This window comes from Marinoscillum sp. 108 (assembly GCF_902506655.1).
Lineage (GTDB): Bacteria > Bacteroidota > Bacteroidia > Cytophagales > Cyclobacteriaceae > Marinoscillum > Marinoscillum luteum.
In genome coordinates this window covers 962,161-986,169 of the sequence record NZ_LR734808.1, presented here as the reverse complement: position 1 = coordinate 986,169, position 24,009 = coordinate 962,161, and the positions used below count along the sequence as shown (strand labels likewise).

Here is a 24,009-nt window from a genome sequence, read left to right as displayed (position 1 = left end):
TGATGGAGGACCACAAAACCGTATTGGGGCTTAAGCTACCCACTGACCCACGCTGGGTCAACATTGCTGAAATGCAAATAGAGGACATTCTCGTTGATCATGCTTATTGTGAGCAGAAAGCGGCCTCATCTTGCATTTCTCTGATCATTCAGTATCCTGAAAAGTCGGAGTTGGTAGACGTACTTACTCCGGTGGTAGCTGAGGAATGGGCTCATTTTGAACGTGTAATTGAGCAGCTTAAGAAGCGAGGATATGCGTTAGGGTATGCCCGCAAAGACGAATATGTTACCGCACTGAACAAAGTATTGAATAAGGGGGGTAGCAGAGATCAGCAGCTAGTGGAGAAGCTGCTCATGAACGCATTGATAGAGGCACGTAGCTGTGAGCGCTTCAAGTTGCTTTGGAAAAACATTGCGGATGAAGAGTTGCAGACTTTCTATTATGAGTTGATGGTCTCTGAGGCGGGGCACTATGTCAATTTCATAGAGCTGGCCAAAGTCTATATGACTGAGGAATATGTGAAAGCCCGGTGGGAGGAGATCCTCGTTGCAGAAGCTGATATTATCAGAAGCCTCGAACTACGAGGAGACCGGATGCATTAACAGTTGACTTCTAAGTCACAAATCAAGTTTTTTGTTTTTTCTTTTTGGCAGCCGGAAAGAGGATATTATTGAGGATAAGCCGATAGCCCGGTGAGTTGGGGTGAAGGTTCAGGTCTGTTGGCTGTTCATTCACGAAATGTTGGTAATCCTCAGGATCATGTCCGCCGTAGAATGTCCAGAAGCCCTTGCCCATAACTCCATGAATGTATCTTGCTTCGCCCACGGAGCGTGTTTCACCCATTATCACCACATCCGATTTGATAAGAGACTTCCTGAATGAAGTGGTCTGTCCCATAAAGCCTTTGATGATGTGTTCGTGATTTTGGGTCAGCATGGTAGGGATGGGATCCCATTTGGCGGAGAATTCAAAGAGTGAGAAAAAATCCGTTTCCTGTTTCAATCCTCGCTCGCGTGCCTGCATGTCTATGTCAGAGTATTCATACTCATAGGGATTTCTTTCCAGGCGGAAATTCTGAAAGGCCATGGTCTTGTCAAAGTCCAGCTTATTCTGGGCATTAGGGTCCGCAGGGTCACCATCATACATAGATTCCACTATGTCTAACCCCTCTGCAGCCAGGGCTATGTCGTAAGTATCTGTGGCAGAACACATGGCAAAAAGGAAACCACCTCCGGCAACAAACCCGTGTATTTTCTTGACTACAGCCAGTTTGAGGTGAGACACTTTGGAGTAGCCATGCTTGCGGGCAGACTCCTCATACTCACGCTGCTGCTGCTGGTACCAGGGGAAGTGCTGGTAGGTGCGGTAAAATTTGCCATACTGACCTGTGAAATCTTCGTGATGGAGGTGGAGCCAGTCGTACTTAGGGAGCTCATTGTACATGATCTCATCATCGAAGATCACGTCGTAGGGAATCTCTGCATAGGTCAGCACCAGGGTAACGGCATCATCCCAGGGCTGTTTGCTTTTAGGGGAGTACACTGCGATTTTTGGATATTTCTCCAGCTTCATTACGTCCATATTGGAGGCCGGGCTGGCGATCTCATTCAGGATTTGGTTGGCCTGTGCATCAGAAATAATCTCATAGGATACATTTCGGATGACACATTCATTTTCGATACTTTGGAGGTGCTTGACCATAAAACTACCTCCGCGATAATTCAGCAACCAGTCGGCTGGCACCTCCTGGGTCAACATCCAGTAAGTAATTCCGTATGCCTTTAGGTGATCGGTCTGTGTTTCATCCATGGGAATGAGGATGTAGGCACATTTGGCCTGAAAGCCAACAAAAAGGATTAGAATCAGAAAGAGTTTACGCATCCCACTATCAAAATTTAATACTGCAACAGTCATTCATAAAGCATAGTTCTCACTAACTTTCCAAAGCGATAAAGGTAACCCATGGATCTCAGAGAAAACGTAAAAGAAGGAATAAAATCAGTGATGGCCAATAAGCTCAGAACCTTCCTCACAGCAGCCATTATTGCCATTGGTATCACTTCGCTCGTGGGCATTCTTACGGCCATTGAGGGGATTCAAAGCTCTATTAACGATAGTTTTTCAAATTTGGGCGCCAACACTTTCGATATGGAGAGTGTGCGCAAGAATCGCGGGTCACGCGATGGGAAAGAGGCCAAGGTATTTCCACCACTTACCTATGAGGACCTGATGAGGTTTAAAGAGAAATTCACTGCCGGCGTGGTGAGCGTAAATGCCTACGTGTCCTTTGCTGCGGAGATCAAACGCGGATCCAAGAAGACTAATCCGAACTCCCGCGTGCAGGGTGGTGATGATAACTACCTGCTGGTAGATGGTTATGACATTAAGGAGGGCCGTGGCTTCTCGCAAATAGAGGTGCAGAATGGCGCCATGGTGGTGATCATTGGCTCGGAAATTAAAAGTGCTCTGTTTGAAAAGGATGAAGATCCTATCAATAAGGAGATCAAGTTTATGGGTTCCAAATTTAAAGTGGTGGGCTTACTCGGTGCTCAGGGGGGTACCGGCGGCAATGGAAGTGTGGATCGTATGTGTTTGGTACCAACACTAACCGCCAGACGTCTGGCGGCTGGACGTCAGTTGGATTATGAAGCTACTGTGGCTGTATATGACCCCACCCAGATGGATGCAGCTACCGGCCTGGCTACAGGACTTATGCGTGCCATTCGGCGCGACCCTGTTAAGGAGGAAAACTCCTTTCAAGTCACTGTGAATCAGTCATTGGCTGAGCGATTAGGTGAGATTACAGGCTACCTCAAAATAGGAGGGTTCACCATTGGGTTTATTACCCTGCTGGGTGCCTCCATTGGATTGATGAATATTATGCTGGTATCTGTGACGGAGCGAACCCGTGAGATAGGGGTTCGTAAAGCCTTGGGAGCTACGCCATTAAAGATCCGTCAGCAGTTTCTCATAGAAGCCATTGTCATCTGTCAGATGGGTGGTATTGGGGGAATTGTGCTGGGCATTATCATTGGCAATCTTACTTCCAGCCTGATCAGCAGCGGTGGTTTTGTGATCCCCTGGCTGTGGATTGCTGTGGGTGTGATCATCGGTATGACTGTTGGACTTATCTCTGGATACCTGCCTGCCTATAAAGCTTCCAAACTCGATCCTATCGAGTCATTGAGATTTGAATAACTTAGCCTGATGATTTCAGAAAAACTTTCCAAAGTCATTCGTGACGTTCCGGACTTTCCGAAACCCGGTATCCTGTTCAAAGACATAACTCCCGTACTGGCCAATCCTGAGCTGAGTGCCGAGGTGAGTCAGACCTTCTTTGATTACTGGAGTACCAAAAATGTAGAAGGGGTGGTGGGCATTGAATCCAGAGGGTTTATTTATGGTTTGCAACTTGCCCAGCAATTGGGTGTACCATTTATCCCCGTTAGAAAAGCGGGTAAGCTCCCTTATCAGACCATCAAACATTCCTACGATCTGGAATATGGATCCGCTGAGATAGAAATCCATGTAGACGCTATCACTAAAGGTCAGCGTGTGCTCATTCATGATGACTTGCTGGCCACTGGTGGGACGGCCCTTGCGGCGGCCGAACTGATCAGGAAGATTGGTGGAGAGGTGATTGGTTATTCTTTTTTAGTAGAATTGTCTTTTCTCAAAGGCCAGGAGCGTCTGAAAGGCTCCGGTGAAGTGCATTCACTGGTTACGTTTTAGAATTGAAACGTACGTCATACCTGCACATGGATGACGACTGTTACTCAATAACCATCACTTCTTTTACACGGTCTAGTGCATCAAATTTCACGCTTAGGCGACGAAATGTTCCATTCTCACAGCCTGTGGGTGGGGTAAGGTTATAGTAGAAGAACTTCTGATTTCTGTTGTATAGTTCATGCTCGTCGGGTGCGCCGAGGAGCTGCTGGATCTCTGCCTGACCTTCACCGAGTAGTTTTTCCTGCTGTGAAATAAGAAGCTGTACCATGGCCAGGCGATTAGTGTCACAGCTCATCTCAGATTGCCAGACGTCTTTGTCAAATCCCTCTATTTCGGGAATGGAATAACAAGCACTTAATGAGAGGGTTAAAAGCAGGGGAAAGAAGTATTTCATGAGTTGATCACCGACCCAACTGTGTCGGTTGCAGGTTTATATATGAAGAAAAATGAAATCAAAGCGACCCCTATATAGATGATTGAAGGGATTATAATCAGGGGATAGGGATAAAGAAAAGCGAAGACCCCTCCGCAAAACAGAATGCGCAGGTATTCCAACCTGCTCCACTCTGGGTGATTGTCCAGTAGTAACCCAAATTGAGCCACGGACCACACAATTACCAAAGAAAAAGTGAGTTTGTTGATCAGTTCCTGATCTGCCAGGGTAAACAGAAAAGCAGAAGTCACCGCCAGTGTAATGATAAACTGAACCAGCACGTAGAGACTCATCTTAAATGCCGGATGTGTGTCATACTTTCGATAATTCACTTTATCCACTTCTGGGGCTGACTGATAACCGCCCTGTGCCACAGGCCTCCATCCGGGTTTATAAAACATTACCCCCAGCTTATTCATAAGACCGGGTGTGCTCCTTAGCTGACTGGTCATGTCTACATAATGCTGCAGATTGGCCCATACAGGATTCCATGTATTGATAGGTTTCGTGATGCCATAAGTAGGTCTTTCTTCTTCCTCCTGAAAAGTGCCAAACATCCGATCCCAAATGATCAGAGATCCCGCATGGTTCTTATCGATGTACTTGGGGTTGCGGCCGTGATGCACCCGGTGATGGGAGGGAGTATTGAAAATGAACTCAATCGGTCGGGGAAGCTTACCAATGGTTTCCGTATGGATCCAAAACTGATAGACTGTATTGAGTGCCAATACTATCAAAAACGTTACAGTATTGAATCCAAGGAATGCGAGAGGTATGTAAAACCAAAAAGTCCAGAGAATCTGAAAGGAGCCCTGACGAAGCGCAACGGAAAAATTATAGTCCTCACTTTGATGGTGAACCACATGTCCACCCCAAAAAAGATTTACTTCATGACTCATCCGGTGCGCCCAGTAGTAGCATAGATCCACTGCCAGGATGAGTAGGGTTACTGACCACCAGGTATTTTCAATGCGGAAAAGGCTCCAGTTTTCGTAAACAAATTGATAAGCTGCTATCGTTGTTACTTTGAAAAAAGCACCCGTAATCTGCTGAGTAATGCCGCACGAGATGTTAGTCACCGCGTCATTGAGGCGGTAAATCTTTTGTTTGTTGAAAAACTGAATCAGGAGCTCTGCCACAATGAGCAGAAAGTAAATGGGGATGGAAAGAATAATGGGGTCAATATTCATGGACCAAAGGTAAAGCATGCTATCCAATCACAGAAATGAATCCGACTGATAGGTACCGGGTGCAAGTACCTGATCTTTTTGCTTCATCTGATCTATTCGAACCCATCTGATCATTAGATTTGACTTCTCAAAAAAGGTCATTCATGGATCAGCTCAAAGCCAATTTGTACCATTTGCCAATCAGTGAGTTAATGGATATGGTTAAACGGGAGTTTCCACATGCGGTCTATGACCTCAAGCGGCATTTGGTAGTACTGAATGATGAACACAATGAATCTTTAGGGTTCATCCGATTGCCCTTGCATCTCACCGTGCGTAAGGACTTTTCCATTCCTGAGCAAGCCGCTTGTGTGCTTTATCTGACAATTGAGTCTGGGAATGCTGCTATTTGCATTATGCATGGCAGCAACAATGTGTATCATACCACATTTTCCGCTTATATGACCCGTAAAAAGCAGGGGTTCAGTCAGATCAAATATTTAAATAAAAAGGGGAAATCGAGAGCCGGATCCAGGGTGAGGCTGGCGGCTACCACAGAGTTTTTCGAGAAGATCAATCTTACCCTCACAGAGCTATTGGAGGCCCATCAGGTTTCACGCGTTGCGCTGAATTGCAATGCAACCCTTATACCTTATTTGTATCAGTCCAGAGTGCCGTTCCCTATTGATAAAAAAGACCCTATTCTCTACAAAATCCCTCTGCACATTCCCCAGTCCAACTTTACGAACCTGGAAGCTGCCATCAGGAAGTTGAGAGCCCCGATGCTATTTTATGATCCGGCTCATGCCGAAAGGATGGAGTTATTCATGCTGAAGGACTGATACAATCAGTTGGTACGCTTCAAAGCCTTCTGGAGTGGGCATTCAGGAGCAATGGGTTCACCCTTTCTGTAGGCTTTCAGGAGCCCTGAAGAGCGCTCAGCAAGCTTTCGGCGCACAGCTCGTCTTTCTCCTTTCACCCTGGCGATTTTCATCCGATCATATTCTGTTGTTTGATGTCGCATCCATGCTGTTACGGCTCTTGAAGCTCTTTCAGAGAGCGGGATCATCTGAGTACGAGCCACTGTACCACTGCCTATCGGAATGGCATGAGCAGTGATTAGTTTGGCCATCTGTGTTTCGAATGCTTTGTACACTGGGTGAAAGTTGAGGAAGTTGATGACTGCCTGCTCAAATTCTGCAGTATATGCTGCCTGCTTTTGATCTCGTGATTTGGCCGCTCTGGCTCTCTTTTTGGCATAATCAGGGGTGGAGCGCATGTTTTTTACCTCCTGTTTGGCTCGGATAATATTATCCTTTGGTGCCCATATCCCAAGTGATTGCAGGCGCCTTCCTTTCTTGATTTGTATCCGCCAACAGTCTCCTAGAGCAGTCACCTTTCTGGTGACCGCAGCATCTCCAGCAGGTAGAAAACCCCAATCATGGGGAGGCTTTTCAGGTAGTCCATACTCGTTGATGATGTGACCATCAGATCCAGGCCGCATGAGGCGTATTTGATGCATTGGTTTGAGCGTTTGGGCTGCAAACATAGGAGAAGCACCTAAATACTGAACTTTCCCGTGCGTTAAATTCCCCTCAATTCTTCGATGGTTTCATCCAATCTATCCAGGTACTGCCCGAAAGCCTTTCGGTTCATCCACCTGGCCAGCCAGTGACCACCTATGGTGAAGAGCAAGATGGTAATGACCAGAAAAACCCAGTGAATGGTTTGGGTCATAATCTGAGCTTCGCGATCTACCAGCTGAAATCCCAGGAAAAACCCACCGGAAATGGAGACAGGGTAGAGGGCCAGGGCAGTGGACTCCTCATACCTGAGCACACGTTTGATACGGTCGCGGTAGGTAGTGAGTCCGTGTAGTACATCCTGAGTCATGTCTACACCTCTGTTGAGTATTTGCAACTCCTGATAGAGCAATACCGCACCCACGAGATAAGCAACAAAGAGGATGGTGAGCAGGATTTGAGAGGCCAGCGGAAATGCAAAAGGAATACCGCCCCCAATGGCTAATGTGAAAAAGACCGCATAAGCCAACTTCTTCTTTACCCCAGATCGTAGCTTTTCTATCACACCTGCGGATTTTACGCTGGTTGTGCCCTTAATTTCTGCCTCAGACAGCTGGGTTAAATCCTTGCTGTCGGAAGTCATTTCTTCCCAGGCTTGCTTTAGTTCGTCCATTGGGCTTTTTCGTTAAGTTTTTTCCTCAATGCTTCCTTTATCCGGTGGAGCTTTACACCCACGTTGTTTTTACTCAGGCCGGTGATATCGGCAATTTCTCCATTGTCATAGTCTTCCAGATGGAGTGTTATGATCGTTTTGTCCACATCATTCAGGTTTTTAATGGCTCTCAGGAGTAGTTCTGATCGCTCGGTTTTTTCAGCAAGATGGTGGATGGGTTCTGCTGCTGAATCCAGGCTGGTGGAGGAGATTTTTCGCTTTCTATTAAAAGTAAATACCGTATTAAGTGCCACCCTGTACAGCCAGGTGCTGAACTGGGAGTCTCCCCTGAAACGATCCTTGGCACGCCAGGCCTGTAGCTGGATTTCCTGCTTCAGGTCCCGCTTATCTTCCGTGTCATCCACGTACAGATACAGGATCTTGTGGATGATCCCGGTATGATTTTGAATTGCTGTTATAAATTCTTTTTCAGTCAAGGTGATTGTGCTTGGGGTGACCTACTTTTGTGCAGTTAGTAAGATTTGACATTTGAAAATTACAGCTTCGTTTAATTAAATATGCTTAGAGTCGTTAGTTTCCTCAAGTTACTTTCCATCATTCTTTTCCTGATCATTCTCGTACTGGTATATGCCTACTTACCCATCATGGTCGCGTTGGAACCAGGTGCAGGTAGTCTGCAGTTACACAAGGAGACCTTTTTCTATTATGTGGTGGCTGGTTTCGTGATCGTAAACCTTGTGATGCTGGCTTTTCAAAAACTCTTTGAAGGTAAAATTGAAAATGAGGACGTAAAGGCCTGGGTAAGGGGCGGAGCATTTGTGATTAATATTTGCCTGACTCTTCTCGTAGGATTCATTGGGGTACTCAATAACAGTGCACACCTCAACGCCTCCGGCTTTGCCTATTTGAACTACTTGGGACCGGCCCTTATTTTTTCCTGGATTTTAGGATTATTTTATATGATCTATAAAAAGGCCTAAAACTACTTGATCTGCAATATTTTAAGGCTTTTCAATTCATTTAAAGGCTCAAGTCACTACTGATTTTAAGGCCTTTCTAAATCTGTTTTTTTGTATAAATTCCGATTTGAGTTGATCAAATCAATGGTTTAATCATCCGATTTCAAACGCGCGTATGGCAGAAGTACAATATACCGAGGATAGTATCAAGTCGCTAGACTGGAAAGAACACATCAGACTGAGACCCGGGATGTACATTGGGAAACTGGGCGATGGCTCGGCTCACGATGATGGTATTTATGTATTGGTGAAGGAGATCATCGATAATAGTATCGATGAGCACATGATGGGACACGGAAAGACCATCAACATCAAAGTATCTGACCGAAAGGTGGAGGTACGGGATTTTGGCCGTGGGATTCCACTAGGCAAAGTGGTGGACTGTGTGAGTAAAATCAACACCGGTGGAAAATACGATTCCGGCGCTTTCCAGAAGTCTGTAGGACTGAATGGTGTGGGAACCAAGGCCGTCAATGCTTTGAGTTCTTATTTTAGGGTACAGTCGTTCAGAGATGGGGAAACCAAGCTGGCAGAATTCGTAAGAGGTGAAATCACCAATGATGCCAAGGTGGAAAAAACATCGGAGCGCAATGGAACAGCCATTAGTTTCGAGCCAGATGACACGGTATTTAAACATTATCACTTTATACCCGAATACCTCGAGAACTTACTTTGGAACTATGCCTTTCTGAATGCAGGACTCACGATCAATTTCAATGGTAAAAAATACCATTCTGAGAATGGTCTGCTGGACTTACTGAAGCGCAAGACAGATGAAGAAGCCTTGCGATATCCAATCATCCACCTTAAGGGCAATGACATAGAAGTGGCCATGACCCATGCTAATCAGTATGGGGAAGAGTATTACTCTTTTGTGAATGGACAGCACACTACCCAGGGAGGTACACACCTGGCGGCATTTAGGGAAGCAGTAGTGAAGGTCATCAGGGATTTTTACGGAAAAAACTTCGAGGCCTCAGATATCCGGGCATCCATCGTGAGTGCGGTAGCAGTGCGGGTTCAGGAGCCGGTCTTTGAGAGCCAGACCAAGACCAAACTGGGTTCCATTAATGTGGCTGAGGAAGGGCCTACCATGCGAACTTTCATTAATGACTTCCTAAAGAAAGAGCTCGATAACTACCTGCATAGGAATAGTCAGATCGCAGACGCATTGCTCAAGCGCATCCTTCAGTCGGAGCGAGAGCGGAAAGAAATTGCCGGTATCAAGAAACTGGCCAATGAACGGGCCAAAAAAGCCAATCTTCACAATAAGAAGCTAAGAGATTGTCGCATTCACTATGACGACAAAAAAGGCTCAGATGAGTTGCTGGAGAAGACCATGGTATTTATCACCGAGGGAGACAGTGCCAGCGGATCCATCACCAAGTCAAGAGACGTACAAACTCAGGCGGTTTTTAGTTTGAGAGGTAAGCCTTTCAACTGCTTTGGGCAAACCAAAAAGGTGGTGTATGAAAATGAGGAGTTTAACCTCCTGCAACATGCACTCAACATAGAAGACGGTCTGGAAGGACTGAGGTATAGAAAGATCGTGATTGCCACGGATGCCGATGTGGATGGTATGCACATCCGATTACTGCTGTTGACTTACTTCCTTCAGTTTTTCCCTGAGTTGGTTAGAAATAACCACGTCTATATTCTGGAAACCCCACTTTTCAGGGTGAGAAATAAAAAGGAGACCATCTACTGCTATAGTGATGAGGAGCGTAAGGCAGCCATCGAAAAATTAGGAAATAAACCCGAGATCACTCGATTCAAAGGATTGGGAGAGATTTCGCCCGAGGAGTTTGGTGGTTTCATAGGGGAGGACATCCGACTGGAGCCTGTTATCCTTCAGAAGGATACCAAGATCAAGGATCTGCTGAGGTTTTACATGGGTAAAAACACCCCTGATCGTCAGGAGTTTATCATCGACAAACTCCGTATAGAAAAGGATGTGGTAGACAAGGAATCAGACGCACCTATTTTGGTATAGAACTTTTAAAGTCAGGATGATGAAGGAGATGAAATTATGGATATTGGGAGGTGGCCTCGGGATGCTGATGCTCCTCGGAAGTTGCAAGGATGAGGATGTCACTCCTAAGGAAGAAAAGGTAGAGGCATCTCCACAAACGCTCGTAGAAGCCACCCGCATATTTTCACGTCCTGCAGGGGATCTGCGTGCCTTCATATCATTGTCCGGTTTGGATGTGGATGTTAACCTGATGGTTCATGATGTGACCTTGTATAAAATCACTTATAAGACTGACTATAAGGGAGATTCCATCACCGCCTCGGCAGTGATTATGCTACCCAATACGGAGGATACGGTGTCCACAGTCAGCTTTCAGCACGGTACCATTGCTTCGGAGGCAGAGGCCCCAACCAATCTGGAGCTTTCAGATGGTCAAATCATTTTTGCTTCGGCATTGGCTAGCACAGGGCTTGTGGTGATCCTGCCAGACTTTATCGGTTTTGGAGCATCGGGTGATCTCATGCATCCATACTATGTGGAAGACCTTACGGCCACTTCTGTCGTCAATGGCATTTATGCTTCCAGGCAGCTGGTGGCGGATTTGGAAATGTCCATCGATGATGAATTGTATCTGGCTGGTTATTCTCAGGGCGGGTATGCTACCATGGCTACACACAAGTATGTCGAGGAAGTGGGTATGGCGTACTATGACCTGAAAGCATCTTTCCCATCTTCCGGTGGGTATGATGTCAAAGCCTTTCAGGAATACTTCTTTACGCTTGATACCTATCATCAGCCTTTTTTCCTGGCTTATGTGGCCTATGCTTACAAGACGACTTATGATTGGAATCAGGAGTTAAATGTGTTTTTTAATGAACCCTATGCTGCCGCCATTCCAGGATATTTTGATGGGTCCAAAAGTGGAGGTGAAATCAATGCACTCTTGAGTGACGAGCTTTCAATATTGTTAAACCCCCAATTTATTGCGGGTGTTGATATGCCGGCATACGCTTTTGTGAAAGAGGCTTTTCTTGAAAATAGCCTGACAGACTGGACACCTACCATTCCGATGTTTATGTATCATGGGGATGCAGATATTACGGTTCCTTATCAAAATTCGGTAGATGTGTATGCAAAACTCATTGCCAATGGAGCTTCTGCTAATGTGGTTTCATTCACCACATTGTCGGGAGGCACTCATGGCACGGGTGTGGGTCCTTATATTGAGCATTTTGCGAGTGAAATATTCAGATTAGAAAATGACTGAGATGAGAAAGATTGTTCTGAGTTGTATTTCCCTGATGGTGTTTTGGGTGGCTAACGCACAGTATAATAAAGAGCATCCGTTGGTCCATACTTACTCCATAGTAGCATACGATCCTGAGACAGGGGATTTGGGTGTTGCGGTTCAGTCTCATTGGTTTTCGGTGGGCACCGTAGTTACCTGGGCTGAAGCCGGAGTAGGGGCCATAGCTACCCAGTCCTTTTCCAATCCTGCTTTTGGTCCGCAAGGCCTTGCGCTTTTAAAGACCGGGTTGAATGCTGAGCAGGTGTTGGAGGCTTTGATCAAAAGTGATGAAGGAGAAGCCTACCGTCAGCTTGGGATTGTGGATGCAAGCGGTTTGGCAGCTTCCCATACGGGAGCTAAAAACATTCCGGCTGCAGGACACCTGGTTGGGGGAAACTTTGCCGTACAGGCTAACCTGATGGATAATGACAAGGTTTGGCCGGCAATGGCAGAAGCGTATAAGAATGCCAAAGGACCCCTGGCCGAGAGGCTGATTGTCGCTTTGGAAGCGGCACAAGCTGCCGGAGGAGACATCAGAGGTAAGCAATCAGCGGCAGTATTGGTGGTTTCGGGGCAGCCTACAGGAAAACTATGGTTGGATCGTAAAGTAGACATTCGGGTGGATGACCATGCAGAGCCTTTGGTGGAAATCAGGCGTCTATGGGAGGTGCATCAGGCTTACGAATATATGAATAAGGGCGACCTGGCTGTGGAAGCAGGGGATTTTGTGGCTGCGAGCGAGCTATATGAGAAAGCCGAAGGCATGTTTCCTGATAACCTGGAAATGCAATACTGGCATGCCATCAACCTGGCTAATACTAACAAAATGAGTGAGGCACTTCCCATGTTCAAATCTATTTTCAAAAAGGACGAACACTGGCGGACGCTCACCCCCCGACTGATTAAAAATGGTGTATTGAACGTTTCGGATGACCAGCTTCAGGCAATATTGGCACAGTGACGTCTGTGGAGGTTGTAGGTCGGGACATACATCCAATAGAATGATTTTAAGCAGATAAGAAACTCCCCGAGGGAGTGATAAAATGAAATAAAGAGTAACGTGTGGAATTTGGATCTAAATGTAAATTCTATAGCAAGTCAAAATACAGGATCTCATGAGTGAAGAAAACGGCAGAGAAGAAGAAGAGCTGCATGAAGTAATCCCGGTTTCGGGAATGTATGAAAATTGGTTTTTGGATTATGCCTCCTATGTGATCATGGAGCGAGCCGTACCGGCCATTGAGGATGGGCTCAAGCCCGTACAGCGCAGGATACTCCATGCCCTGAAGGAAATGGATGACGGACGGTTTAACAAAGTAGCCAACGTCATAGGAAGCACCATGCAGTATCATCCTCACGGTGATGCGTCTATTGGTGATGCCATTGTCAATATTGGGCAAAAGAACCTCCTGATCGATACGCAGGGTAACTGGGGAGATGTGCGCACAGGAGACAGTGCTGCTGCTGCCAGGTACATAGAGGCACGCCTTTCGAAGTTTGCGCTGGATGTCATATACAATGCTCAAACCACCACCTGGCAGCTGTCCTATGACGGTCGTAAAAAGGAACCTGTTACTTTTCCCGTCAAGTTTCCGCTGCTACTGGCGCAGGGAGTAGAGGGTATAGCCGTAGGCTTATCCACCAAAGTGCTTCCGCATAATTTCTGCGAGATCTTAGAAGGAGCAATCAATATCCTGAAAGGAAAGAAAGTAGTGCTCTATCCGGACTTTCTGACCGGAGGGAAAATAGATGTATCAGACTACAATGATGGTAAGCGAGGCGGAAAGGTCAGAGTACGGGCGGTTATCGAGGAGATGGATAGTAAGACGCTGATCATCAAGGATATCCCGTTTGGCACCACCACTACCTCACTCATTGAGTCCATCATCAAAGCCAATGATAAGGGTAAAATCAAGATCAAGAAAGTTATTGACAATACCGCCAAGGATATTGAGATACAGATCCAGTTAGCACCAAACACTTCGCCAGATATCACCATTGATGCACTTTATGCATTCACCGATTGTGAGGTGTCCATTTCACCTAATGCCTGTGTGATTTACGACGATAAACCACAGTTTTTGGATGTGACAGAGATCCTGAAGCATTCGGTGGACCAAACAGTGGGGCTACTGAGGCAGGAGTTGGAGATCAGACGAGGTGAGTTGATGGAGAAAATTCTCTTTTCTTCCCTCGAAAAGATCTTTATCGAAAACAGGATCTATCGCGACATAGAGGAGTGTGAGACCTGGGAAGCCGTACTCCAGACCATTGATAAAGGGTTGGACCCTTTCAAACCTCAGTTTTACAGGGACATTACTCAGGATGATATTATCCGGCTGACGGAAATTAAGATCAAGCGGATCTCCAAGTTTGATGCCTTCAAGGCAGATGAACTGATGCGTAAGCTCACTGAAGAACTTGAGGAGACAGAGCACCATCTGGCACACATTACCGAGTTTGCTATAGCCTATTACAAGAATCTGTTGGATAAATACGGCAAGGGCCGGGAACGCAAAACCGAAATTGCCAACTTCGATACCATATCAGCTGCTGTGGTAGCCGCTAATAATGCTAAGCTCTATGTGAACAGGGAGGATGGATTTATTGGATATGGACTTAAAAAAGATGAGTTTGTTTGTGAATGCTCTGACATTGACGACATCATCATTTTCCGCAAGGATGGTGTGTGCCAGGTAACCAGAATACAGGAAAAGGTCTTTGTAGGTAAGAACATTATTTACGCCGGGGTATTTAACAAAGCCGATGAGCGCATGGTCTATAACCTGGCTTATGTGGACGGGAAGAGTGGGCGCAGTATGGTGAAGCGCTTTCAGGTGCTTTCGGTGACCAGAGATAGGGAATATGACCTGACCAAAGGGGGCAAAGGTTCTCGGGTTCATTACTTCTCAGCCAACCCTAATGGAGAGGCGGAGGTAGTGACCGTGTATCTCACTCCGGCCAGCAAGGCGCGTAAGAAGGTTTTTGACTTTGACTTTGCAGAAATTGAAATCAAAGGAAGAGGAGCCGGAGGAAATATCCTCACCAAACAGCCCGTAAGAAAGGTGCAGTTTAAGTCGGCGGGAGTATCTACGTTAGGTGGTCTGGATGTATGGTATGATGAGGTGATTGGCCGACTCAATACGGACAAAAGAGGTAATCACCTGGGAAACTTCAAAGCGGAAGATCATATCATTGTGTTTTACAAGGATGGGAGCTATGAACTGACCAGTTTTGAACTCACCAACAGGTATGAACCCAACCAGGTTCTTGGGCTTTTCAAGCATGAAAAGGATTTACCGATCAATGCGGTTCACTATGACGCTGGCAATAAGGTCTATTACGTCAAGCGATTCCTGATAGAGACAACCACCCTTGACAAGCGATTCAGTTTTGTTTCTGAAGCCAAAGGCTCTAAACTTATTTTTGCCAATAACAGCGATAATACACTGATCTCCGTTACTTATAAGGACGGGCGCAAAAATGAAACTGCCCAATTGGATCTGGCAGAAGTCATTGACGTGAAAGGATGGAAAGCACTGGGTAATAAATGCCCATATCAGAACATTCTTTCTGCCGCGGAGGTCACTCCTCAAAAAGAGGAAGAGGAGGTGGATGATGAAAAAGAACAAGAAGAAACAGGCAAGACAGCAGTGGATCTGGAGGCATTAAAGAGCAATATTAAGCATGAAGTGGAGGAAGAGGACAATCAGTTGGGGCTTTTCGGAGGGAAAAGTAAAGATGAAGAAGACTAAGCCTGTAAAGGACAAATCAATTAAAAGCTAAATGCAATTGCTCAAGAAAATCGCTAAGTATACGGTGATCATGGTTGGGGCTGTCAGCGTACTCGTGTTAGGCCTCAATTTCTGGATCATTTCAAGTACAAGCGGTCAGATCTATTATAATATCACTCAGGTTCCCAGTAAGAAGGTGGCGCTTTTATTGGGAACCAGCAAGCGGACAGTAAAGGGCGGTACCAACAAGTACTTTAAAGAACGAATAGACGCCACTGCCGAGCTGTATCATCGGGGGGTGATTGATCATGTCATTGTGAGTGGAGATAATAACACAGTTTATTATAACGAACCAAAGGATATGCTCAATGCCCTGATGGCTCTGGGGGTGTCTCAGGCTGATATCACTCTGGATTTTGCGGGGTTCCGTACCCTGGACTCGGTTGTTCGCTCAAAACTCATTTTTGGCCAGGATGAGCTGATCATTATCACTCAGGATTTTCATTGCTACCGGGCACTTTTCATTGCGGATTATTATGGCATGGATGCCGTTGCTTTTTCTGCAGACAATAAGGACCAGCTACCGCTATCCTTGGCCATTCGAGAGATTTTGGCACGTACTAATACGGTTCTGGACCTTTACGTTTTCAATAGGGGACCCAAGTTTTTGGGTGAAAAAGAAAAACTCCCTATAGATTGAAGCGATTGTTCATCTCCTGAACCGCAGCTTTACACTCACTTTCTATTTGCAGGATCTGCTCCAGTGTCACCGTTTCAGGTTGCTCCTGTATACCAACGGCTATTTCTAGGCTGGCAAGCCCCAGCATTTCCAGGGAAGGCTTTAGTTGATGTGCGAGTTTTTTGTTGCTGTCAAAATTACCTGTCTCCAGGGAAATTTTGAGCTTCTCTATGATACTGGTTGAGTTGGATTCAAACGTCGATATAAATTCTTGAATGAACGCCGTATCACCGTCACTGATCGAAATCAAGTATGAAAAATCCATATTATCAGGCATTGTAAATTCTAATAAATTTAACTTGCTCCCAGTTAACACGCACGAATGGCGAGAATAATTATTACTCTACTCTTTTTTGTTACTCTGGGAATTACCTCACTTTTTATTGTCGCTTCAGAAGGCAATCTGGAAAAAGATCAACACTTCAGTACAACGCAATATGACAGCAAGATAAAGCAATTTGAGCGATCAGACACCCTCAGCGTTGTGACGTTCAATATAGGCTATCTATCTGGGATGACCAATAATCTCGCGGTGGAACGCGTAGAGGAATTGTATCACCAGAACTTGTCGGTGGCTCTGAAAACCCTTGAAAGGATCGAAGCGGATATGATAGGTCTCCAGGAGGTTGATTTCGGTTCGCAGCGTTCCTTTATGTACAACCAGCTGGATAGTTTGGCCCTGCAGTTGGACTATCCCTATGCCTACCGTTCTGTGAATTGGGATAAGAAATTCGTGCCATTTCCCTACTGGCCATTGGGGCATCAGTTTGGAAAAATGCTCTCCGGTCAGGCTATTTTATCCATGTTTCCGGTGGCTAACGCACAGACCATCACCCTGATCAAACCAATCAACACTTCTTTTGTATACAATGCCTTTTATATCGATCGACTGGTACAGGTGTGTGATCTCGTATTGGCCCCTGGGGATACCATTCGTGTGATGAACCTTCATTTGGAGGCTTTCGACCAGGAGACCAGACTGGCACAGGCCGAGACCGTGAAGCAACTCTTCGAATCCTATTCGGATCAACTCCCGGTATTGCTGATCGGTGACTTTAACAGCCCGCCGGAGTACCTGCAGCCAGATGATGCCATGAGTGTGATCATGTCCGCCAAACATATACGGTCAGCTGTAGACTCTTTGACCTATGAAAGTTCACCCGCGTCATTCAATACTTTCAACAGTAGGGAGCCCTATCAGATGATCGATTATATACTTTACAATGAGAATTTTATCACAAGCGTGGGACAAAGTGTAATCTCCGAAACAGGAGAAATTTCCGATCACTTACCTCTACTGATGAAGTTTGTGCTACGGGGTGAAAATGATGAGAATTAATTACGGGTAAACACTCATTTTTTACTATTTTCGAGCGAGTTTCAATAGACACAATAATGATCAAAGAATTCGAAAACCTAAGAGAAGAAGAGATTGATGTTTTGCTGACTGCCCCGGTGTATGTAGCAATCCTGATAGCGGGCGCTGATGGCAATATTGACAAGAGCGAAAGAAAAGAAGCCATAGACGTGGCACATAGCAAGCAGAGTAGAGCGAGAGAGCAGCTGGTAGATTATTACAAGTTAGTAGGGGAGAGCTTTGAGTCTAAATTCAATAAATTAATAGATGAGCTTCCTGAAAGTGCTGAAGAGCGCAATAAGGTGTTGACGGCCGAGTTGAGAAAACTGAATTTTATTCTTCCCAAAATGGATAAGAATTTTGGTGTGAAGTTACATGCCTCACTCAAGGAACTGGCTAAGAAAATAGCTGAGGCATCTGGTGGCGTCCTTGGATATTTGTCTGTGAGCTACGAAGAGTCAAAATTGATTGAGCTTCAAATGATCAAGGAGCCAGGTAAATAAACCAATAATATTTAAATGATAGAAGCTGCCACTGGCAGCTTTTTTTGTTTCTTTAGCTTACCAATGTACAGATCCAGTGTCATACCACCTCTGAGGTTAGTCTTTCTGATGTGGCTCAGCTTTAGCATTCAGTTCTATGGTTACATAGATTTAGGCTTTCTGGGTATTCTTCCCAGAACAGTCAGTGGTTTGATCGGAATTCTCGCCGCGCCCCTCATTCACGGGTCTGTTTCTCATCTTGTTAGCAATACATTTCCAGTTTTATTTCTTGGGAGCGCCGTTTACATATTTTATGACAGGATTGCCACTCAGGTATTTTTCCATGGTTATTTTCTGACCAATGTATTGGTGTGGGTTATAGGCAGGCCATATTACCACATTGGTGCGAGTGGGCTGGTGTATGCACTGGCCAGTTTTTTGATCTTTTTCGGGATTTTTCGCAGAAACTTTCGCTCTATACTGATTTCCATCATTGTGCTGCTCATATATGGAGGGCTCATTTACGGCATTTATCCGCAGGATTCTTTTGTGAGTTGGGAGTCACACCTGATGGGATTTATAGTGGGGATGGGCAGTGCTTTCGGACTTAGCAAAATACGGAAAGTATACAGCTAATATATTTAGCTTAACTAATAATATTAGTATATTTACTAATATGAAAGGTAAAGGCGCGCAGTACAATCCCTCAAATCCATTTTTTAAGCAATCCATGGGGCAGTACCATGATGAAGGGATAGACGAGTACACACAGGAGGAGCGGCCAAATACAACTATCTTTCATGAATCCCCAAAGAATGTACTGAGCAAAAACAACAGTCCCGATTTGCAATTTACTTACTCGGTAAACCCCTATCAGGGGTGTGAGCATGGATGTGTGTATTGCTATGCACGCAACTCCCACACCTATTGGGGCTTCAGTGCCGGGCTGGATTTTGAGAGTAAGATTATTGTGAAAGATAAGGTGGCTGCGCTGCTGGATGCGCAGCTGAGCAAAATCTCCTGGAAGCCTCAGCCCATCATGCTTTCCGGTAACACCGATTGCTACCAGCCAATAGAAAAAGACCTGAAACTCACCCGTGGTATTTTGGAGGTTATGCTCAAGTACCGAAACCCTGTGAGCATTATCACCAAGAATGCACTGATTTTGAGGGATATGGATTTACTTCAGGCTCTGGCGGAGAAATCTCTTGTGCATGTTTACTTCTCCATTACTACACTGGATGAGTCTCTCAGGGCCAAACTGGAGCCAAGGACTGCTACAGCTACGAAAAAACTGAATGCCATCAGGGAGCTGAGTGCGTTGGGTGTGCCGGTGGGGGTGATGAACGCGCCCATCATACCAGGCCTCAATGATACTGAGGTTCCTGCCATCCTCAAGGCAGCATCGGAGCATGGCGCACTGGCAGCCGGATACACTGTGGTGAGACTGAATGGTCAAATTCGTGAGATTTTTGAGGATTGGATAAAAAAGAGTTTTCCTGATCGAGCCGAAAAAACCATGAATCAGATCAAGGAGCTTCATGGAGGCAAGGCCAATGATACCGATTGGGAAAGAAGGCTACACGGGGCAGGTAACTATGCGCTGATGATCGATCAGCTTTTCCAAAATTCGAAGAAGAAGTACTTTGAGGATAAAACAATGCCTCCCCTTAACCTGAGCATTTTCAGGAAGGGAGGCAATTACAATCTGTTCGATGTTTAATTGGTCAGCTTGCTGCTCATAAAAAAGGCTGCACCCGCCAGGGAGGTAGCTTTTAGGAAATTGGCTGTGTCTCCCTGATCTCCATCCATAAATCCACCGAAATGAACCAGCAGTGCAAATGACAATAGCATGATCCCGAGGAGCATGGTAGCTAGTTTTGCTTTTTTGTCAATTATGATGGCGACTACTGCCAGAATATGTCCAAGCCCGGCCAAATACACCCACGCCTCTGGTGCGGGAAATACTGATGGCACCATTCCAGACATAGCTGAGGCATTCATGAAGTGGAAAAAACCAAACATGGCAAAAGGCAGAGCAAAGAGCAGTTTCCCAATGAATCCAAGACTTTTCATAATCAATAAGAGGTTAATGGTTCAAATAAGTGTATCAACATAAAAATTAACCATTAAACCTATGAATACCAAATGGGTATGGGCTATCGCTCCAGTATGTCCAAAATACGCGATTTAATTTTAGCAGCCTTGGGGCCGGCCTGCTCATCGAAGAGCTGATAGCCAGACATAGCGTCCTGATCAATCCATAGTCCATCCCCGGATGGTTTTTCTACCGATTCCCCCTCAAAGTCTATGGTGTACACATCGCTCATTAACTGATGCAGTTCATCCCAGCTGATGTCCTTTTGGTTGATCTGACACGTTTTGTGTTCAAAGGAGCCCTCCAGCTCGTAAAACGACCGCTCACCATTGGCCTGATGAATAAACTTGAGCTTGAGTTTATCCTCTATCCCTGCTTTTTCATAGATGGCCTGTATCACCTCCTGAAGCCTGTAGTCCCAATCTTCTGCCATTACAGCGATACCACTGTCTTCCTGACCATCATGCGATATTTCCATGTGCAGATAGATATTGAAATCCTCGCTTTCGTCTTCCAGGTCAACTTCCAGGAGGTCATCATAGAGGTCCTCTACCCATGCCTTGCCCAGGGTGCCGGTCCAGCTATAATCATCATTCTCACTGAATCCTTCTTCTTCAATTTCTTCAAGAGTAATCTCATCCCGGTTTAAAAACTCCAGATCGTACTGAATTTTAATTTCTTCCTCGTGAAACTCCATTTCCAACGTGTAGGCAAAAGCAAGAGGAGGGGGCAGTTGCAGCGTCTGGTAAGATACTTTTACTTTCATAAGTTCAATTTTTTGAGTGTTTCAGTCCGATTTACCTTGCCAGAGGGAGTATAGGAAAATCCTGGGCTGTAATAGACTTCTTTAGGGCGACTGTATTGACTGATATGGCTGAAATCCAATGTAACTGGCTCTGGAGACTCCACGATCATCACTACCCTTTGACCCAAAGAAGCGTCTGGTAATCCAGCCACAAAGAACGGCATTTTCAGTTGAGAACTTAAGGATGCTTCCAATATTTCAGGATGAACTTTCACTCCTCCGGAGTTGATGGCAAAATCAGCTCTGCCCAACCATCGGAAATGGCGTGGATCTGTCATTTCTACTACATCGTTGGTTTGTATCCATTGGTGGTCTGTTACCGACCCTTTGATCTTTAGGCATCCACGGCTATCCTGCTGAATCTCGGTATCTCCCAATACCTCGAAACTGTCATCACCGTCGGTCAGGTTTTTCAAAGCAATGTGTGAGGCCGTTTCAGTCATCCCGTAAGTTTGAAAACACCTCACGGCCTTTAGTGATTTGAGTTTAATAATGTACTCCTGAGGCAGGGGAGCACCACCGATTAGAATGGTTTTGAATTGCAAAAGCGTATCCGGATGATGATCAAGCAGGTACTGTACCTGCATGGGTACCATAGATACAAGATCGTAGCACTCCTTGCCCAGGACATCAGCCAATCTGGAAGTTGGCGCCACCATGCTCACATCCAAATCATGCGTCAGCGCTCGAATCACCACCATGAGCCCTCCGATGTAGTCGGGGTTGATACAGAGAAGAGTAGTTTGATAACTTCCGGTAGGGTCTATGTATTCCATTGATTGCCGTGCGCTGTATTGCAACGCCTCGCGGCTAAGGTGTGTCTCTTTCGGGGTGCCCGTGGAGCCAGAGGTAGGCATAGCAAATTCCTTCTGTCCCGTGAGCCATGAGATTATGAATTTTACCACACGAGATTCAAGATTGGAAAGAATATTTTGGTTTATTTTTCCGCTTTTAAGCTCGCCAATGGTTAGCTTTTGCCTTTCAAATTTGAATAACATTAACTGGTATAGTTTGCAAGACCCTGATCAAGTACTGGTAGAACGCCTACGCAACAAAGATAAGCGCGCTTTTGAACTTGTGTTCAATGAGTACTATGGATTGTTGAAATCCTATGCGATGAGATTTATGGATGATCCTGATGATGCCGAGGAGGTGATTCAGGAGGTTTTTGTGAAATTTTGGGAGAAGTGTGATACACTGGCTCCAGACTCATCCATCAAAAGTTATTTATACAGGTCTGTACATAACACGTGCCTCAATTTTATCAAACATCAAAAGGTAAAGGACTCTTATCGACAGTACGTGATCACATTTATGGAAGAAGCTGTAGAGGGGCCTTCTCCTGATGGAGAAAACAGTAACGTGCAGGAACGTATTTTTGAAGCCATTGACAACCTGCCTCCCAGGTGTTCTGAAATTTTTAAGCTCAGTCGCTTTGAGGGACTGAAATATCAGGAGATAGCAGACCACCTGAGCATCTCTATCAAAACGGTGGAGGTTCAGATGGGTAAAGCACTGAAAACATTAAGAGAAAAACTGAAAGATCTTAATTGAGGCGATGAGATGGAAATGGCTATTTGGGTTTGTTCTGTTCGCCTTTCTCCATTCGGTAAAAGGACAGGACACCACAGATACGCTTTCCTTATCCTTTAAGGACCTTCCATTGGAAATTGTACTGGACAGCATCACCTATAAGAGTGGGTATTATTTTTCCTACAATGCTGATGCCATCCCTAAAGGGAGTTTGTATACCCTCACCAGAAAAGGTATCCACATCGACAACCTCTTGAATATACTCCTGGTAGGTACCATGCTGGAGCATTCGAGGTACGAGGATCAGATCATCATCAGAGCCAAGCAAGGGGTCTCGAAAGAGGGAGTAGATGGCAGCAGAGGCAAGGTGCAGATAACCGGCTGGGTGCGTGAGTACAGATCTAAAAACGCCATTGAGGGAGTTAATGTATTCATTAATGGAACGACCATCGGCACAGTGACGGATCAGTATGGAAACTACCGACTGACGGATGTGCCGCACGGAAGCTATATTTTGGTTTTTTCCCATGTGGCATATGAGCTGGCTTCCTATTCCTTTAAGGCCGAAAATAATAATTCTTATGCCATCAATGGGCTGTTGGATTTCAAGGTGCGGACACTGGATCAAATAGAGATCATTTCTGACCCTATCGTCTCTGAGGATGAGTGGCCCAGGTACTACAGGATGTTTAAAAAGGAGTTTCTGGGATCCTCTGCCAATGCCTCCCGATGTGAAATACTAAATGCTGAATCTTTGGATTTCTCTTACAATGAAGATACCCGGGTTTTTACAGGAGAAGCTCAGGAACCACTGATTATCCTGAATGAAGCGCTGGGGTATCAGGTGAGCTATGAGCTTGAGCATTTCGAAAGAGACGATGACCGCACGAGTTTTTATGGGAAGGCACGGTTTACACCATTGGATCCCGAGAGCAATCGAATCAGGAAGAAATGGCGAAAGAACCGAATGAAGAGTTATTACGGGTCAATCACGCATTTCTTTAAGTCTTTAATTGCTGATGAACTCAAAGAAGAGGGCTTTAGAATTTATAGTGTCAAGGATGTTTCCGAAATATTCAATAAGAAAATGGTCGAGATAGAGCCAGATGACATCCTTGCACGAGGCACCAATCGGTATGAGTGGAAGCTCGATTTTGATGATTATGTAATGGTGAGCTACGACAAGGAGGTCGAAAGCACCCAATACCTAAGTAGCCTTAATGAAGATGAGATTTCATCCAATGGATTAGGTCCAACTTCCGGGATCAACAGTCATCAGCCCGGAGCTCAGAAATCCATGCTTGAGTTGAAACGTACTTACGTTACTTTGGATCACAACGGTCAGATTAAAGAGCCTTTGGGCCTAACCACCATTGGGTATTGGTCCTGGGAGCGGGTGGCAGATTTGATGCCTGCCGATTATGACCCGAAAGCAGATAATCTCTGAAAAAG

At 45.5% G+C, this 24,009-nt stretch carries 26 protein-coding genes; 16 read left to right on the top strand and 10 right to left on the bottom strand.

The genetic code is table 11. From position 1 onward, the window contains the following. The first annotated feature begins 2 nt into the window (after positions 1–2). Positions 3–602, top strand: a complete 600-nt coding sequence (locus GV030_RS04050) for a tRNA-(ms[2]io[6]A)-hydroxylase (RefSeq protein ID WP_159583611.1) — start codon at positions 3–5, stop codon at positions 600–602. 22 nt (positions 603–624) lie between these two features. Here GV030_RS04050 and GV030_RS04045 read toward each other — a convergent pair whose 3' ends face one another. Continuing rightward, entirely contained in the window at positions 625–1,881 is a 1,257-nt protein-coding gene (locus tag GV030_RS04045; RefSeq protein ID WP_159580059.1) for an asparagine synthetase B, read from the bottom strand. Between the two features lie 81 nt (positions 1,882–1,962). On the opposite strand from GV030_RS04045, the gene GV030_RS04040 reads away from it, so the two are divergent. Beyond that, the gene (locus GV030_RS04040) at positions 1,963–3,198 is read left to right on the top strand and encodes an ABC transporter permease (protein WP_159580057.1); all 1,236 of its coding nucleotides are present in this window, start codon (positions 1,963–1,965) and stop codon (positions 3,196–3,198) included. 9 nt (positions 3,199–3,207) lie between these two features. Then, positions 3,208–3,732 (top strand): adenine phosphoribosyltransferase, encoded by a 525-nt coding sequence (locus GV030_RS04035; RefSeq protein WP_159580055.1) that lies wholly within the window; start codon positions 3,208–3,210, stop codon positions 3,730–3,732. 40 nt (positions 3,733–3,772) lie between these two features. On the opposite strand, the gene GV030_RS04030 is transcribed toward GV030_RS04035, so the two are convergent. Both GV030_RS04030 and GV030_RS04025 read right to left on the bottom strand, forming a co-directional pair. Beyond that, the gene (locus GV030_RS04030; RefSeq protein ID WP_159580053.1) at positions 3,773–4,126 is read right to left on the bottom strand and encodes a hypothetical protein; all 354 of its coding nucleotides are present in this window, start codon (positions 4,124–4,126) and stop codon (positions 3,773–3,775) included. Next, positions 4,123–5,355: a sterol desaturase family protein gene (locus GV030_RS04025; protein WP_159580051.1), complete on the bottom strand. Its 1,233-nt coding sequence runs from the start codon at positions 5,353–5,355 to the stop codon at positions 4,123–4,125. The genes GV030_RS04030 and GV030_RS04025 overlap by 4 nt, the downstream gene beginning before the upstream one ends. A gap of 143 nt (positions 5,356–5,498) precedes the next feature. Between GV030_RS04025 and GV030_RS04020 the strand changes: the two genes are divergently transcribed. After that, positions 5,499–6,176 carry a hypothetical protein gene (locus GV030_RS04020; protein ID WP_159580049.1) on the top strand — a complete coding sequence of 226 codons (678 nt, stop codon included), beginning with the start codon at positions 5,499–5,501 and terminating at the stop codon, positions 6,174–6,176. Positions 6,177–6,181: 5 nt separating this feature from the next. Here GV030_RS04020 and GV030_RS04015 read toward each other — a convergent pair whose 3' ends face one another. The 3 genes from GV030_RS04015 to GV030_RS04005 all read right to left on the bottom strand — a co-directional run bounded on the left by GV030_RS04015 (position 6,182) and on the right by GV030_RS04005 (position 8,006). After that, positions 6,182–6,856 (bottom strand): DUF2293 domain-containing protein, encoded by a 675-nt coding sequence (locus tag GV030_RS04015; RefSeq protein ID WP_221413283.1) that lies wholly within the window; start codon positions 6,854–6,856, stop codon positions 6,182–6,184. A gap of 62 nt (positions 6,857–6,918) precedes the next feature. Next, positions 6,919–7,530, bottom strand: coding sequence for a hypothetical protein (locus GV030_RS04010; RefSeq protein WP_159580045.1), 612 nt, complete (start codon positions 7,528–7,530; stop codon positions 6,919–6,921). Next, the gene (locus GV030_RS04005; protein ID WP_159580043.1) at positions 7,518–8,006 is read right to left on the bottom strand and encodes an RNA polymerase sigma factor; all 489 of its coding nucleotides are present in this window, start codon (positions 8,004–8,006) and stop codon (positions 7,518–7,520) included. Before GV030_RS04005 ends, GV030_RS04010 begins: the two co-directional genes overlap by 13 nt. Positions 8,007–8,087: 81 nt before the next feature. On the opposite strand from GV030_RS04005, the gene GV030_RS04000 reads away from it, so the two are divergent. The 6 genes from GV030_RS04000 to GV030_RS03975 all read left to right on the top strand — a co-directional run bounded on the left by GV030_RS04000 (position 8,088) and on the right by GV030_RS03975 (position 16,243). Beyond that, positions 8,088–8,510, top strand: a complete 423-nt coding sequence (locus GV030_RS04000) for a hypothetical protein (RefSeq protein WP_159580041.1) — start codon at positions 8,088–8,090, stop codon at positions 8,508–8,510. Positions 8,511–8,664: 154 nt separating this feature from the next. After that, a complete protein-coding gene (locus tag GV030_RS03995; protein ID WP_159580039.1) occupies positions 8,665–10,542 on the top strand; it encodes a DNA topoisomerase IV subunit B in 1,878 nt (625 codons plus the stop codon). A gap of 28 nt (positions 10,543–10,570) precedes the next feature. After that, the gene (locus GV030_RS03990; protein WP_159580037.1) at positions 10,571–11,788 is read left to right on the top strand and encodes a S9 family peptidase; all 1,218 of its coding nucleotides are present in this window, start codon (positions 10,571–10,573) and stop codon (positions 11,786–11,788) included. Position 11,789: 1 nt separating this feature from the next. Next, entirely contained in the window at positions 11,790–12,770 is a 981-nt protein-coding gene (locus GV030_RS03985; RefSeq protein WP_159580035.1) for a DUF1028 domain-containing protein, read from the top strand. 154 nt (positions 12,771–12,924) lie between these two features. After that, positions 12,925–15,564 (top strand): DNA gyrase/topoisomerase IV subunit A, encoded by a 2,640-nt coding sequence (locus GV030_RS03980; RefSeq protein ID WP_159580033.1) that lies wholly within the window; start codon positions 12,925–12,927, stop codon positions 15,562–15,564. A gap of 31 nt (positions 15,565–15,595) precedes the next feature. Beyond that, a complete protein-coding gene (locus GV030_RS03975) occupies positions 15,596–16,243 on the top strand; it encodes a vancomycin high temperature exclusion protein (RefSeq protein ID WP_255465067.1) in 648 nt (215 codons plus the stop codon). On the opposite strand, the gene GV030_RS03970 is transcribed toward GV030_RS03975, so the two are convergent. Further along, complete coding sequence (locus tag GV030_RS03970) at positions 16,233–16,547, bottom strand: hypothetical protein (RefSeq protein WP_159580031.1); 315 nt, start codon at positions 16,545–16,547, stop codon at positions 16,233–16,235. The two genes, GV030_RS03975 and GV030_RS03970, sit on opposite strands and share 11 nt — an antisense overlap. A gap of 57 nt (positions 16,548–16,604) precedes the next feature. On the opposite strand from GV030_RS03970, the gene GV030_RS03965 reads away from it, so the two are divergent. From GV030_RS03965 to GV030_RS03950, 4 genes are read left to right on the top strand one after another with little or no spacing between them, the layout of a single operon-like run. Continuing rightward, positions 16,605–17,621, top strand: a complete 1,017-nt coding sequence (locus GV030_RS03965) for an endonuclease/exonuclease/phosphatase family protein (protein WP_159580029.1) — start codon at positions 16,605–16,607, stop codon at positions 17,619–17,621. 56 nt (positions 17,622–17,677) lie between these two features. Next, complete coding sequence (locus GV030_RS03960; RefSeq protein WP_159580027.1) at positions 17,678–18,142, top strand: hypothetical protein; 465 nt, start codon at positions 17,678–17,680, stop codon at positions 18,140–18,142. A 15-nt stretch (positions 18,143–18,157) separates the two neighbouring features. Then, positions 18,158–18,757: a rhomboid family intramembrane serine protease gene (locus GV030_RS03955; RefSeq protein WP_255465064.1), complete on the top strand. Its 600-nt coding sequence runs from the start codon at positions 18,158–18,160 to the stop codon at positions 18,755–18,757. A 40-nt stretch (positions 18,758–18,797) separates the two neighbouring features. Then, a complete protein-coding gene (locus GV030_RS03950; protein ID WP_159580025.1) occupies positions 18,798–19,844 on the top strand; it encodes a PA0069 family radical SAM protein in 1,047 nt (348 codons plus the stop codon). Here the strand turns inward: GV030_RS03950 and GV030_RS03945 are convergent. The 3 genes from GV030_RS03945 to GV030_RS03935 all read right to left on the bottom strand — a co-directional run bounded on the left by GV030_RS03945 (position 19,841) and on the right by GV030_RS03935 (position 21,929). Further along, positions 19,841–20,197, bottom strand: a complete 357-nt coding sequence (locus GV030_RS03945) for a DoxX family membrane protein (protein ID WP_159580023.1) — start codon at positions 20,195–20,197, stop codon at positions 19,841–19,843. The genes GV030_RS03950 and GV030_RS03945 overlap by 4 nt on opposite strands. A gap of 83 nt (positions 20,198–20,280) precedes the next feature. After that, positions 20,281–20,985, bottom strand: coding sequence for a hypothetical protein (locus tag GV030_RS03940; RefSeq protein WP_159580021.1), 705 nt, complete (start codon positions 20,983–20,985; stop codon positions 20,281–20,283). After that, the gene (locus GV030_RS03935) at positions 20,982–21,929 is read right to left on the bottom strand and encodes an AMP-binding protein (RefSeq protein WP_159580019.1); all 948 of its coding nucleotides are present in this window, start codon (positions 21,927–21,929) and stop codon (positions 20,982–20,984) included. The genes GV030_RS03940 and GV030_RS03935 overlap by 4 nt, the downstream gene beginning before the upstream one ends. 82 nt (positions 21,930–22,011) lie before the next feature. On the opposite strand from GV030_RS03935, the gene GV030_RS03930 reads away from it, so the two are divergent. Both GV030_RS03930 and GV030_RS03925 read left to right on the top strand, forming a co-directional pair. After that, positions 22,012–22,578, top strand: coding sequence for an RNA polymerase sigma-70 factor (locus GV030_RS03930; RefSeq protein ID WP_221413282.1), 567 nt, complete (start codon positions 22,012–22,014; stop codon positions 22,576–22,578). Between the two features lie 4 nt (positions 22,579–22,582). Further along, entirely contained in the window at positions 22,583–24,004 is a 1,422-nt protein-coding gene (locus GV030_RS03925) for a carboxypeptidase-like regulatory domain-containing protein (protein WP_159580015.1), read from the top strand. The last annotated feature ends 5 nt before the right edge of the window (positions 24,005–24,009 follow it).

Bases quoted from the DNA above. Each gene is read 5' to 3' on its own strand.
- GV030_RS04050 (WP_159583611.1), top strand. From the start codon at position 3: ATGGAGGACCACAAAACCGTATTGGGGCTTAAGCTACCCACTGACCCA.
- GV030_RS04045 (WP_159580059.1), bottom strand. From the start codon at position 1,881: ATGCGTAAACTCTTTCTGATTCTAATCCTTTTTGTTGGCTTTCAGGCC.
- GV030_RS04040 (WP_159580057.1), top strand. From the start codon at position 1,963: ATGGATCTCAGAGAAAACGTAAAAGAAGGAATAAAATCAGTGATGGCC.
- GV030_RS04035 (WP_159580055.1), top strand. From the start codon at position 3,208: ATGATTTCAGAAAAACTTTCCAAAGTCATTCGTGACGTTCCGGACTTT.
- GV030_RS04030 (WP_159580053.1), bottom strand. From the start codon at position 4,126: ATGAAATACTTCTTTCCCCTGCTTTTAACCCTCTCATTAAGTGCTTGT.
- GV030_RS04025 (WP_159580051.1), bottom strand. From the start codon at position 5,355: ATGAATATTGACCCCATTATTCTTTCCATCCCCATTTACTTTCTGCTC.
- GV030_RS04020 (WP_159580049.1), top strand. From the start codon at position 5,499: ATGGATCAGCTCAAAGCCAATTTGTACCATTTGCCAATCAGTGAGTTA.
- GV030_RS04015 (WP_221413283.1), bottom strand. From the start codon at position 6,856: ATGCATCAAATACGCCTCATGCGGCCTGGATCTGATGGTCACATCATC.
- GV030_RS04010 (WP_159580045.1), bottom strand. From the start codon at position 7,530: ATGGACGAACTAAAGCAAGCCTGGGAAGAAATGACTTCCGACAGCAAG.
- GV030_RS04000 (WP_159580041.1), top strand. From the start codon at position 8,088: ATGCTTAGAGTCGTTAGTTTCCTCAAGTTACTTTCCATCATTCTTTTC.
- GV030_RS03995 (WP_159580039.1), top strand. From the start codon at position 8,665: ATGGCAGAAGTACAATATACCGAGGATAGTATCAAGTCGCTAGACTGG.
- GV030_RS03990 (WP_159580037.1), top strand. From the start codon at position 10,571: ATGAAATTATGGATATTGGGAGGTGGCCTCGGGATGCTGATGCTCCTC.
- GV030_RS03985 (WP_159580035.1), top strand. From the start codon at position 11,790: ATGAGAAAGATTGTTCTGAGTTGTATTTCCCTGATGGTGTTTTGGGTG.
- GV030_RS03980 (WP_159580033.1), top strand. From the start codon at position 12,925: ATGAGTGAAGAAAACGGCAGAGAAGAAGAAGAGCTGCATGAAGTAATC.
- GV030_RS03975 (WP_255465067.1), top strand. From the start codon at position 15,596: ATGCAATTGCTCAAGAAAATCGCTAAGTATACGGTGATCATGGTTGGG.
- GV030_RS03970 (WP_159580031.1), bottom strand. From the start codon at position 16,547: ATGGATTTTTCATACTTGATTTCGATCAGTGACGGTGATACGGCGTTC.
- GV030_RS03965 (WP_159580029.1), top strand. From the start codon at position 16,605: ATGGCGAGAATAATTATTACTCTACTCTTTTTTGTTACTCTGGGAATT.
- GV030_RS03960 (WP_159580027.1), top strand. From the start codon at position 17,678: ATGATCAAAGAATTCGAAAACCTAAGAGAAGAAGAGATTGATGTTTTG.
- GV030_RS03955 (WP_255465064.1), top strand. From the start codon at position 18,158: ATGATAGAAGCTGCCACTGGCAGCTTTTTTTGTTTCTTTAGCTTACCA.
- GV030_RS03950 (WP_159580025.1), top strand. From the start codon at position 18,798: ATGAAAGGTAAAGGCGCGCAGTACAATCCCTCAAATCCATTTTTTAAG.
- GV030_RS03945 (WP_159580023.1), bottom strand. From the start codon at position 20,197: ATGAAAAGTCTTGGATTCATTGGGAAACTGCTCTTTGCTCTGCCTTTT.
- GV030_RS03940 (WP_159580021.1), bottom strand. From the start codon at position 20,985: ATGAAAGTAAAAGTATCTTACCAGACGCTGCAACTGCCCCCTCCTCTT.
- GV030_RS03925 (WP_159580015.1), top strand. From the start codon at position 22,583: ATGAGATGGAAATGGCTATTTGGGTTTGTTCTGTTCGCCTTTCTCCAT.